This window comes from Algoriphagus sp. (assembly GCF_039969895.1).
Taxonomy (GTDB): Bacteria; Bacteroidota; Bacteroidia; order Cytophagales; family Cyclobacteriaceae; genus Algoriphagus.
The window spans coordinates 128,084-140,095 of record NZ_JBDVMZ010000014.1; the positions used below are offsets into that span (position 1 = coordinate 128,084).

A 12,012-nucleotide genomic window follows, 5' to 3' on the forward strand; every position below is an offset into this window, starting at 1 on the left:
GCGGCTAAAAAACCTTAGCCGCCAAACTTACCTTTCAACGCTGCTAATTTATCAGCCATTGAGCCTTCAGGTATTTTTCTCTCTGGTTTAGCTGTTGGTTTTTTCTCCGCTACTCGAGACTTGGAATCTCTAACTCGCTCTGCAAAAGGATCTGACTTCATGCTCAGCCCTACTCGCTTCCTCTGAATATCCACTTCCATCACCGTCACCTGCACTTTTTGATTGACCGACACTATCTCATTTGGATCCTTAACAAATCGATCCGCCAAGTGACTCAAGTGTACCAAACCATCCTGGTGAACACCCACATCGACAAAAGCCCCAAACGCGGTAATATTAGTCACTACACCAGGAAGCTTCATCCCAACTTTAAGATCAGCCATGCTATTTACAGATTCTTCGAAAGCAAAAACTTCGAAGGTCTCACGAGGATCTCTTCCAGGCTTGGCAAGTTCTTTCAAAATATCCTGAAGCGTAGGCAAACCAACCGTTTCAGACACATAATTTTTCAAAGAAATCCGATTTCTCAAGTCTTCCGAACCCATCAAATCCGAAACTGAAGCGTTCACATCTTTCGCCATTTGCTCCACCAAAGCATAGCGCTCCGGGTGAACGGCTGAAGAATCCAACGGATGTTTTGCCTTGCTGATTCGCAAAAAACCAGCCGCTTGCTCAAAAGCTTTATCACCTAATCTTGGTACTTTCTTTAGCTGTGCCCGACTCTTGAATGGACCGTTTTCATTTCTGTATTCAATAATATTCTGAGCCAAAGTTGGTCCCAAGCCAGACACGTAAGTCAGCAGCTGCTTGGAAGCGAGATTCACCTCCACGCCTACTCCATTCACGGCTGACATCACCGTGTCGTCGAGTGCATTTTTCAATGCATTTTGATCCACGTCGTGTTGGTACTGACCAACTCCGATGGACTTCGGGTCGATTTTCACGAGTTCAGCCAGCGGATCCATCAATCGTCTCCCGATAGAAACAGCACCTCTTACTGTCAAATCCAACTCAGGAAACTCCTCACGTGCTACATCCGACGCTGAATAGATCGATGCTCCGGATTCATTGACCATGGTGATAATGACTGATTTTGGCAAACCAAGTCCTTTGATGAAAGCCTTGGTCTCCCGACCAGCAGTTCCATTCCCGATAGCTATTGCTTCGATCTTATATTTCTCCACCAGGCCTTTCACATTCATCGCAGCTTCCTGACTTCTGCGGTTAGCTTCATGGGGAAAAATAGCTTCGTAATGTAAAAATTGCCCTTGTGGTCCGAGGCAAACCAGTTTACAACCAGTTCGGAATCCCGGATCAATCGCCAGTACGGATTTCTCTCCCAAAGGCGCACCTAATAAAAGCTGACGCAAATTCTCAGTGAACACTTTTATCGCCTCCTCATCCGCTTTTTTCTTGGTTAGAAGACGAACTTCCGTCTCCATGCTTGGCTTGAGCAATCTTCGGTAGCAATCCTTGATCGCCAATTTCACTTGCTCAACGGAGGAATTTGCTGCATCGGCTAGCATCATCTTCTCCATTAGATCGATGGCAGAGGCTTCTTCTGGCACAGAATCCAGCATTAGAAAAAGTTCTTTTTCACCTCTTCTCATCGCTAGCACGCGGTGAGAAGGAGCGGTTTTTATGGGTTCAGACCATTCGAAATAGTCATTGTATTTAATGGCTTCTTGCTCTTTTCCTGGCAAAACTTTCGAAGAAAAAACACCTTCATTCAGGAATAGCTTTCGCATCTTTTCCCGGAGTTCCGCATTCTCATTGATCCACTCGGCCATGATGTCACGCGCTCCTTGTAGGGCCTCTTCGGATGAATTCACCTCTTTGGTAGCATCTACAAACTTCTCCGCTTCCGCTTCCAAATCAATAGACTTTTGCTCAAAAATCTGCTCAGCGAGTGGTTCCAAGCCTTTTTCTCTTGCGATAGTTGCCTTAGTTCTTCGCTTAGGCTTGTAAGGTAAATAGATGTCTTCCAGCTTTGACATCGTCTCAGCAGCTTCTACTTTACGCTTCAGTTCTGAAGTCAATTTCCCCTGCTCCTCAATCGATTTTAATACGGCTTCTTTTCTTTTTGCTAACTCTCGCAACTGTAAAACACGATCACGAATCGCCGCTACCTGCACCTCATCCAGTTCCCCAGTCGCTTCTTTTCTGTATCGGGAAATAAAGGGAACCGTACCACCTTCGTCTAAAAGTTTTACAGTGGCATCTACTTGATGCGGTTTGATTTGGAGTTCGGCGGCTACTTGTACTTCGTAATTCATATCGATATTGGGTGATCTACTCTTGATTTGAGCCGCAAGTTAAGCCTCCTTTTGTAGAGTGAAAGGATGAAATGTGAGAGATGTCACTAAGCGTCTGGGAATGTGAGAGTAATTTTGAGGAGAATTTTTAATCTCTCATTACACCTATTCATTCAATGCAAAAGCATGAAAAAAAATCTCATTGGGAGAATATATATCAAACCAAAAATCTATCTGAGGTCAGCTGGTTTCAAGAAAAACCTGAGACCTCATTAGCTTTTCTCAAAAAGCTCAAGATCCCCCTAGATGCAAAGATCATCGATTGTGGTGGCGGAGATAGTTTTTTCGTGGACAACTTACTTTCACTAGGTTATCAGGACATTACCGTTTTGGACATTTCAGAAAAAGCACTTGATAAAGCAAAACTACGCCTCGGGCCAAAAGCAGCTAGGGTAAGGTGGATAGTCGCAGATATCACAACGTATCAACCAGAGGAGAAATATGATTTCTGGCATGATAGAGCCGTTTTTCATTTTCTCAGCTCAGAAGAAGCGGATAGCTACCTGAGTAAGATTCACGCAAACCTAAATCCAAATGGATACCTGGTCGTAGGGACTTTTTCTGAAAAAGGCCCGAACAAATGCAGCGGAATTCAAGTACAACACTATTCTGAAAATAGGCTAAGCATTGTAATTGGTAAGTATTTAGAAAAATTATTTTGCCTTACCGTCGATCACCTAACTCCATCCAGGTCTGTTCAAAACTTTGTGTTTTGCAGCTTTCAAAAGGAGATGAGTAAATCTGTTCCTACTTCTTTTCAAAATCTCTTATACTAGCTGACAAAACCTTCGAGCTCAAAAATATCTCAAAAGTCGGCGAATACTTTGCAAATCATAAATCCTAATTCAAAAATGAAGATAGATTGGAAAAAAGAAATCAAAAGCTGGGGAATCATGCTGAGTGCAGTAGCATTTCTATACTTTACAGGATTGCTTCCTGTGGTGATTGGCGGTCTGCAGTCGGTGCTACTTTCCACTGGCTTGATCAAACCCCAAATTGAAATCCCTGATCTCACCGACCAGCAATTCGACTACAGAGGTAAATTCATGACTTTCGATGGTCAGCAACTTAACTTGGAAAGCTATCAAGGCAAAACACTTTTCATCAACCTATGGGCTTCCTGGTGTGGACCTTGTCGTGCCGAGATGCCGCATATTTCGGAGTTGTATAAATCTGTGCAAAATGAACCTGACCTGGAATTTCTGATGATTGGGATTGATAACGATATCGAAAAAAGTAGAAGTTTTATTGAGGGTAAAAGCTGGACTTTCCCCACCGCTCATGCCAGTTTCGGATTGAATCAAAGCCTTCAAAGCGAATCTATCCCCACCACCATGGTAGTGAATCCCGAAGGGAAAATTGTCTTCTATCAGGAAGGAATGAGCAATTTCAACACGGATGAATTTAGGGAGTTTCTAAAATCACAATAACATCGTAAGAACTTCAGAAAAAAAGCCTTTGTTTGAGACAGCTTCCAGTTAAGATGCTCAAGCAAAGGCTTTAGGGATCGCCAATGGGCTAGTTGATCAAATTAACTAGTCCAATGGGATCTTCCTGGTGATTCACAACTCATCGCTTATCTACGTCTTCGTTGTGTCCTGTTCCAAGACTATAGTGGTTATTTTCCTCGTCCTCAGACCCTCTTCGCTCTTGGGCATCATCTAGCTCTTCACCAGGAATATCCAGGTCTTTGGCTGCAAAGTCAGCCGGCTTTACTCTATCTCTAAGCATCTCGTCATCACCTCCGTCATTTCGGAGATTCTTCTTTTTCGATCCCAAGGCTTGGAAGTCTTCTTCAGTCAAATTGGATTTCTCTTTATCGTTTTTCATAGTAGTTTTCTTTTAGTGAATATCCAACTAGGAGCAATAGCTGTTCCTTCTGATCTTCTATTTTCAAAACTGAAGTTGGATGGTCATTTACCGTCTTTAAGGTCCTAACAAGCTTTCAAAAGTGATCTCAATGCAAACCATAACTGGGAAAAAAGCTCTCGAAGTGGGGATAGTTTTTCGAAAAAATCCAACTCAAAACTCTGATATAGACAGCCTATTTAATGATTTTTCCAGCAAAGGGAAGTGCTGACAAGAGCAATTAGACTAATCTTAAAGGATTATTTCTGTATTTCCACATGCTAGCTTTCAGATGAATTCAGCGCATCGGCATGGTTTTTCCCCTCCTACTTGTAAAAAATCATACCATGAAATCTAAACTACTATTAGGATTATTGCTTTCATCGATGCTACTATTTTCTTGTGATTCAAATTCCACTACAGGAAATGATGATACTAGCTCATCCAGCTCAGGTGAGAACGCTTTTGATACTATTTTCCAACTCTCTAGCGATGATATCCGAGAAGAGCAGCTTGAATTAGAAAAGAAATTTGAAATGCTGAAAAATTCGGATATGGAGCGGAAAGCTCACGATTACGATAAATTCAAGCCTGAAATCGAAGCTATAGAAACCAGCATAGATTCTCTGAGAAATTACGTATCAGAATTTGAAAATGCTCAATCACAAGACGATCAAAAGGCAATCTATAAGAAGTATAAATTTGCTTGGGAAGAGGTCAATGAAGAGATCCAAGAAATAACCAAGCGATTTGATGATCACAAAGTGATGGAATATTAATAGCTTTTAAACAGCTTAGATTTCTTCCTTTCCTCCCATCAATCTTTGTAGTCTGGTGGGAGAATTGCAAGCGTAGGCCTTTCAATCTATTACTCTTTAATTCAAAAATTACTGTCTTAACTCTATCACGTTTTCGTTTACGGAGTAGTTGTTGCATAATTTTTCAAACATAAAACTCCACTATGACCAATACCGACAAAAATACTCAGGGAAAAGAAATTCTGATCTTTTTCACTTTACTAGTAGTAGGCCTGTACTTTTTCATTACAGGAATCATGTCTGCGACAGGATTTTTGATTCCCATTACTATCAGTGTGTTGCTGGCGCTCATCTGTATTCCTTTGGCTAGAAAATTGGAAAACTGGGGGCTGGGCCGCGGGCTTTCTTCCTTTGTCTGTGTGTTGCTGAGCTTCGTAGCATTCCTTTCTTTTTTTGCTTTGATATCTTTCCAGATCTCTCAATTTTCAGATAAATGGCCTGAGATTGAAGAAAAAACCAAAAGTGGACTGGAATCTATAGAGAGCTATGTAAGTGAGGCCACCGGTTTTTCATTCAAAGAAGATATCGATCAACTATTTCCTGGCGAAAGCGAAAGGAAAAACGAAACTGCTACGGACGCCAAAGAACAATCGCTTTCAACTTCGGAAAATCGAGAAAAGCCAGTCGATAAGCCTTCAACTAGCTCCACTGAATCGCTCCTCAGCAAGATCCCTTCTGGTGTGCTTTCGAATGTAGGCGGGGTAGTGATGGGTTTTTTCGGCTTTTTGACCAACAGCTTACTGGCAATGATCTACCTGTTCTTCTTTTTATACTATCGCACCAAACTCAAATTATCAATTCTCAATTTTTTCAAGAAAGAAAATTTAGAAGATGCTAAAAAGGTACTTGGCGATACGATCCAACTTGCTTTAGATTTCTTAGTGGGAAGAATGATTCTCATAGCTTTTTTGACGGTGATCTATGGCATAGGCTTAAGTATTTCCGGAATTGACAATGCTATTTTGATCAGTATCCTGGCCGCTGTACTCTCACTGATACCTTATATAGGCAACGTCATCGGAGTAGTATTGGCAATGTCAATGGCGGCGATTTCCGGAGGTGAATTATCCATGTTTATTGGAGTGGCAGTGACATACTTCCTGGCTCAGTTTATCGAAAGCTACATTCTGCAACCTTACGTCGTGGGAGGCAAAGTTAACATCAATCCGATTGTCACTATTCTGGTAGTAGTACTGGGCGGGACGATTTGGGGAGTAGCGGGTATGATCCTAAGCATTCCTTTAGTCGGAATCTTCAAAATCATCTGTGATGCGGTTCCAGCTTTGCAGCCGATTGGGTATTTGTTAGGAGAGGATGATCTTAAATCTGAGGATGAGGAGCCTGGGAAATTAAAACAATGGGGAGAAAAGATATGGTCGAAAATCTCCTCCAACTAACGATTAATCCTCCCATTGATTCATCGAGCTGGGTAGCAAGAAAAAAGTAATCGAAGCCTAATAGCTCAGAAATCAATCCTTCTAGTCAACTCGAATATGTTTATTTCACTAGTCGTAAAATAGACCACAGGATAAAAAATGAGGAGGACCAAGCATTTTTTTTATATTTTATCCCTACAAAAAAATAAACTAATTCGCTTATGTTCTATCTGATTCTCCCCATTGATACCAGTCAGCTTAGATTCTCTGCTATCGGATTTTGAAACCTATACCCGCTGATCGAAACACCCTCAATCTTTAGGTTCAACATTTCATACGTTGCTTTTTCCTCTATACTAGTAGCATATTGGATAATCATACTTTCCCCAAAGTCCATCCGCTTTGCAACTCGTCATGAGCCCAAAGCATGATAGGATTTGAATAGCTGAAAAATTGAGGCCACCTAGGTTCACCAGTCTTTGGACTTCCATCCGGATGAGCAAGGGGATTTTGGGTGCTGGCAAGGTTGCGGATAATCCTCTTATTCAATTAAGGAAAGAGTCCAGATGTAAATTAATTTAGTAGCCTGACCTCTTTTTTCTGTTTCTTTGATTAATATATTCATTGCGCATGAACGAAAACAACCTTTCTATTCCAGAGCCAATTGAAGCTGAGAGTGCCGTTTTGGATTCGTATTTAAGTGAATTTAAGCGCTTTAATAAAGATGTGTCGGAGCAAAATTCTGCCGAAACACTTTATTCTTACCTTTTCACTCAGGGGAAATCTCTACTTAAATCATTCATCAAAGCTGGTGAATCATTCCTCGAGACCTCAGACAAACCGCTCGACATTACTGGAGCAGATCATTACCTCGTTCATTTTTCATACCCAGATCGATTCAAATCTATAGCACTATTGCTCCGTGATGTGCTGCTTCAGCTAAGCATAGCCAAACTCCGAGCTGCGGAAGAATTAGTCACTGAATCCTTACTGGAAGAGCACTTTCAAAAATCCCAAAACCTTCTAACTACTGAACTGGAGACAGCACTAAACTATTTCGTTCAGGAACGAAAAGCGCTGCAAGAGAAGCCAGGAATTCTGAAAAGAAGGTTAGAATCAGTTAAGCATTTTGCAAATCCTTGGAATACCTATAAAATCCAGTTTGATACGCTATGCAGCCAATTTGACGAGATAGACCAAAGTGACGAGCGTCTAAATGAGACCATAGCAGAATATGGCTTGATCCGGAATATGATTCTTCAGTTGAGAATCGATATCCAGAATACCAACAGCCTATTTGCAACTAAGGGTGAGGAATGCCTTAAAGAATTGAAAAAGACGACTGACTTGGATCAGGTGAGTGTCAGTATCAAGGCTTTTGAAGAATTGACTTCGCTCGGAGTAGGACTAGAAGTTCGGTCGGAAAACACCCTCCGTCACTTGGAAGATTCGGTGGACAAACTCCCAACGCTCTCCGTACCAATCAGCACAGTAGGTGGTAATATGGTTGTTAGGAAAATCGATTTTCGTAAATCTTCAGAAAAGTGGCTTGACTACGAAATTTTACCCTACCTCACCGATTTGTGGGATTTACAGGAAGCTACCTATTCTCAGTTATTGAATGTGGCGGCACAGATCAAAAGCAGTCTGCAGGTAGCCAAAAAGACACAACAGCTCGTTAGTTGTGATGCTGAAATAGCCGCACTCTCTGCAATCACAGCGCAGCAGACCAATGCGATCAGACAGAGCACAGCACTCATTGCTTACATTGAAGTTGAGCTCGCAAAGAACTTTAAAGTAACAGAAATATACCAGCAGGAAGAGTATCTTAAGGTTCCCTTCCAGACCAACTTCACAAGACTTGCCTCTACCAAACAAGGTTCACTCAATTCCTTTTGGTATAAAATCACACACCTCTTCACTAATCTAGGCAAGCAGGTGAAAGAGGTCAAAGAAAAAACTCCGCATCAAAAACTGGAGATTGCGCTGGAGATTTTAGAAACAAGAAATGAAAAAGAAGCTCCCGACCATTACCACTCGTTATTTTTAAACAAAAACTTCATTGGTGATTTGTTTTTGGTCAAGAGAAAAGCTCATGAAGACGAAGTACTCAAAACCGTAAATAATTGGAAAAAAGGTCAAAGTAGGTCCTTGGCAATACTAGGTGATCCCTTGAGTGGCAAATCTACGCTGCTGGAGTACGTTTCTCATCAATTCAAGTCAAACGAAGTTCACCATCTAAGTCCAGGTGCCGAAATCAGTATAGAGGGTCGAAAACTCAAAATGAACAGGAATCTTGGAGAAGTATTGGCGTTTGTAAAAAGATCTGTCAGAAACTCCAAACCTATTTTAGTGTTGGATGACTTGCATCTATGGCGTAGCGATGAACATTCCCTTCTCACCAACGCTGCTACTTTGGTCGATTTCATCAGTTCTAGCTCAACTCAAGTGTTTGTCGTCATCGGGATGACGCATGCGCTACGGGTACATTTAGATTCTAGAATGTCTTTTTCTCAAGGCATCAGTAACCTCCTTGACACCAACTTCGCCAGTTCAGACGCTATCTTCAGAGCAGTCATGCTACGACACGGTGCCTCTCACCGGACAATCTATGAGAAGGATGGCGTCATTATGAACGAAGCTCAACTCCAGAAGAAAATCACTTGGTTGGCAAAAAAATTCAACTTTAACATTGGAGCGGTGCTTCAAGCCTGGATATTCTGTACAGATGTGCAGGAAGATGGTTCTATTCGGTTCACTGAAAAAGAGACTCATCTGAACGACTTCCTATCGATCAGCGAACTTCTTATTCTGAAAAACTGCCTGCTCTTTGGATACAGTAGTGATCTGGAACTCAAAAACTTGTTCAGCGAGAGCTATGAAACAGAGTTTAAGCCTGCTGTACGTAAGCTATTGAATATTGGAGTGCTGGACAGAGATACCAATGGATATCTTATCGTCAAAAACACGGTACGTCAAGATCTCTATTCCATATTGAAATACAGAGAATTACTCGCCTAATCTCCCAATAGCCCTATGAATCATTGGAACGATCTTCTCGCTTTAATCCTCATTGTATCAGCGATTTACATCCTGATCACATTCGCATACTTTGGATTTACTCGATACACTAAAAACAAGCGAATAGATAAAAAATATTTAGCCCTTGTTTATAAAATTCGACTTTTCTACAAGCCTGTTGCATGGATCATAGCCATTGGAGGTTTTGTGGCGCTAGACCCCTTGACTCACGGATTTCTCGTGCTGTTGGTGGTTGGTTTTGGGTACAAACAACTTGGCAACTACATCAGTGGCCTCTTTATCCGATCTAGTCCATTGTTTGCAGTTGACACGTTGGTGAAAGCCGGGAAAATTCAAGGTAAAATCAGCCGAATCGGCAGTTTGGGATTAGTCCTGAGTACAGACCAAGGTGAGCGATGGGTCTGGTTCAGCTCCTTTGATCACACGGGATTCACTTTGATCTCCAATCATACCAATATTCAACAACGTGCCCTTTACCTGAAATCTGAACTTTCTAAAGAGCAGTTGCAAAATTTAATTTTCGATCACCCTATTTTAGTTTTAGGCAAACCTATCATTCTGAAATCTCTACAACATGAAAATACTTTCTTGCTACACTACACCCTCGTGAAAGGTGCAAAACATGAAGATTTCACCAACTTCTTAGTAGCGCATGATGTTCAAATCAATTCCACTGAAAAATTTAACTCCTAATGGAAATTGTATCCTCCTATAATCTGATCATTGAGTTTTCGGTGATTATTATTTTATCCTTTTTATTCAACGGAATATCCAAAAGGACTAACATCCCAGCAGTGCTGATGCTTATTTCATTGGGGATTATATTGCAGTACATTCTTCAATACTTCACCTCGGAGCCTATCAATTTTTTTCCAATTTTAGAGGTATTAGGCATAGTAGGATTAATCATGATCGTATTGGAGGCTGCCTTAGAGCTTGAGCTGAAGAGAGAAAAACTAGTACCCATCCTCAAGTCCCTGGCGATAGCATTGATCAGTTTACTGCTATCAACCTGGGCAGCGGCCAACATCCTGTATTACTACATCCCTGAAATGAGTATGCAGTCCGCATGGCTCTATGCAACACCACTTTCGATATTGTCTAGTGCGATCATCATTCCTAGCGTGGCAGGACTTAAGAGCAAAAAACGTGAGTTTCACATTTACGAAAGTACATTTTCAGATATCCTTGGGATCATGCTATTCTATTTCCTCACCGGGAAATTAAATCCTGCCGAAGACACCGGGTTGGTAGGTTTTGGTGGTAACCTCCTATTAACAGTCGCTATCTCGCTTATTGCCAGCTACGCGATCATTTTGGTTTTTCAGAAAATCAAAAGCAATGTCAAGCTATTCCTATTAATTGCCGTATTGCTACTTCTTTATGCAGTGGGTAAGAAAATGCACCTCTCTTCTCTGATTATCATTTTGATTTTCGGATTGGTGATAGCCAACATGAAATTGTTCTTTAAAGGCAAACTTTCCAGTTTATTAGATTATGCCAAAGCACATCAGATCTACCATGAGCTACATACAATTACAGCCGAAACGGCCTTTGTGGTAAGAACGCTCTTCTTCGTGATTTTCGGTTTGACCATAGCGATTACTTCTTTATTCGATATGCAAGTAGCCTTGATCAGCTCGCTCTTGATAGGCTCCATCTATGGTATTCGTCTTGTTATGTTATTGATTTTTGAAGGCAAAGACATTATCCCTCAGGTATTTATAGCGCCGAGAGGATTGATTACCGTCCTGCTATTTTATGGTATTCCGGTAGAAGCTCAAGTGGCTACGTTTGAGCCAGGAATACTTCTATTTGTAATAATAGGAACTAGTCTGATTATGACTTTTGCGATGATCTACGAAAAGAAAAGATCTTCAAAAGCTATAGATCAGGCGAATAGCAAGGCAGTAGGAACTGTCAAATGGAAGGTGCCTACTGTACTCGAGGAAGATAGTAAGGCGGGGAAATAGTTGACGAAAATCTAGCGGCACACCAAAAGAGCGCGGCGGTTTCTTCAACAAGTTGTCCCAAATCAACACTTTTTTAGCTGTGTAAAAACCTTAAATCACAGGAAAACTCTAGTCTAAAAAGGACAATTCTATTGTAAGCTAATTTTTACAAAAACATTAGTTAAACAACTTTTTACTTAATACTATAAGCTTCTCGTCAAATTTTGGTAAAAAAAACATGAAATAAGTTGATAAAAAAGTTAGCCAAGCCAAAATTAAATTAGTATAGATCAAATAGAAATAGCGCTTCTATCTTCAAAATAACCTAGCAAGTAGGAAAGAATTGACTTTTCTATATTTGGCATAAAACTGCATTTGGAATGAAAATTTTTGAAGTTAAAACATTCTTTTTTGGCTATAAATATGATAGTCAGGGTTTTACACAAAAATTATAGATAAATATTAAAGAATTGATGAGATTTTACCCGGTTCTCTCCTTAGACTAAACTTAAAAGTAAAGGTGATTAACATGCAGGGAATGAGCCATTCACCCAAAATTATTTATTTGTTCAAATCAAACTTTTTGCACTACTTCGGAGTTCGAGAGTTCCCTAATAATAGCCACCCTATATCTCGACCTCTTTATTACAACCCCTTGAGG

The 12,012-nt window shown here is 40.8% G+C and carries 9 protein-coding genes; 7 read left to right on the plus strand and 2 right to left on the minus strand.

Going from position 1 to position 12,012, the window contains the following annotated elements; all coding sequences use genetic code 11:
- Positions 1–14: 14 nt before the first annotated feature.
- A complete protein-coding gene (locus ABJH64_RS11970) occupies positions 15–2,282 on the minus strand; it encodes a Tex family protein (RefSeq protein WP_348275860.1) in 2,268 nt (755 codons plus the stop codon).
- Positions 2,283–2,431: 149 nt separating this feature from the next.
- Between ABJH64_RS11970 and ABJH64_RS11975 the strand changes: the two genes are divergently transcribed.
- Together ABJH64_RS11975 and ABJH64_RS11980 are read left to right on the plus strand one after the other, a co-directional pair.
- Positions 2,432–3,091, plus strand: coding sequence for a class I SAM-dependent methyltransferase (locus ABJH64_RS11975; protein WP_348275852.1), 660 nt, complete (start codon positions 2,432–2,434; stop codon positions 3,089–3,091).
- A gap of 81 nt (positions 3,092–3,172) precedes the next feature.
- The gene (locus ABJH64_RS11980; protein WP_348275861.1) at positions 3,173–3,745 is read left to right on the plus strand and encodes a TlpA disulfide reductase family protein; all 573 of its coding nucleotides are present in this window, start codon (positions 3,173–3,175) and stop codon (positions 3,743–3,745) included.
- A gap of 139 nt (positions 3,746–3,884) precedes the next feature.
- Here ABJH64_RS11980 and ABJH64_RS11985 read toward each other — a convergent pair whose 3' ends face one another.
- A complete protein-coding gene (locus ABJH64_RS11985; RefSeq protein ID WP_348275853.1) occupies positions 3,885–4,145 on the minus strand; it encodes a hypothetical protein in 261 nt (86 codons plus the stop codon).
- Between the two features lie 365 nt (positions 4,146–4,510).
- Here ABJH64_RS11985 and ABJH64_RS11990 point away from each other — a divergent pair, with 365 nt between their 5' ends.
- From ABJH64_RS11990 to ABJH64_RS12010, 5 genes are all read left to right on the plus strand, one after another.
- Entirely contained in the window at positions 4,511–4,942 is a 432-nt protein-coding gene (locus ABJH64_RS11990) for a hypothetical protein (protein ID WP_348275854.1), read from the plus strand.
- A gap of 182 nt (positions 4,943–5,124) precedes the next feature.
- Positions 5,125–6,378 (plus strand): AI-2E family transporter, encoded by a 1,254-nt coding sequence (locus ABJH64_RS11995; protein ID WP_348335336.1) that lies wholly within the window; start codon positions 5,125–5,127, stop codon positions 6,376–6,378.
- 609 nt (positions 6,379–6,987) lie between these two features.
- The gene (locus ABJH64_RS12000) at positions 6,988–9,378 is read left to right on the plus strand and encodes a hypothetical protein (RefSeq protein WP_348275856.1); all 2,391 of its coding nucleotides are present in this window, start codon (positions 6,988–6,990) and stop codon (positions 9,376–9,378) included.
- Positions 9,379–9,393: 15 nt separating this feature from the next.
- Entirely contained in the window at positions 9,394–10,092 is a 699-nt protein-coding gene (locus tag ABJH64_RS12005) for a hypothetical protein (protein WP_348275857.1), read from the plus strand.
- A complete protein-coding gene (locus tag ABJH64_RS12010; protein WP_348275858.1) occupies positions 10,092–11,372 on the plus strand; it encodes a cation:proton antiporter in 1,281 nt (426 codons plus the stop codon). The genes ABJH64_RS12005 and ABJH64_RS12010 overlap by 1 nt, the downstream gene beginning before the upstream one ends.
- The last annotated feature ends 640 nt before the right edge of the window (positions 11,373–12,012 follow it).